At 68.2% G+C, this 327-nt stretch carries 1 protein-coding gene; it reads right to left on the bottom strand.

Features of this window, described 5'->3' with window-relative positions:
- On the bottom strand, positions 1-327 hold a 327-nt coding region (locus AC0IYH_RS30365), incomplete at both ends, for a hypothetical protein (protein ID WP_471837855.1).

Raw genomic sequence — 327 nt, 5'->3', positions numbered from 1 at the left:
CTGCCGAAGGGGGCCACGCCCTCCAGGTTCAGGTTCCGCGCGATCAGATGCTTGCCGAGACCCGCGGCGGTCCACTCGAAGATCCGCCGCACGGTCTCGGCCCTGTCCTTCACGACGACGAACGCCGGGGGCGATCCCTCGACGGTGAGCCAGCCCGGCGCGCGGCGCGTCATGACCGTACGATCGCCCTTCTGAAGACGTTCGCGCTTCGCGGCCCATGCGGCACCGACCCGATCGCTCTTCCGCTCCGACTCGAGATTGCCGAGACCGGCCTTCACCGCGACCTCGATCATGGCGACCATGTCGATGTTGTCGGCATCGTACCGC

Source organism: Pseudomonas sp. AC463 (assembly GCF_979253585.1).
The sequence above is the reverse complement of the archived record's forward strand: the minus strand, read 5'-3'. Positions and strand labels throughout refer to the sequence as shown.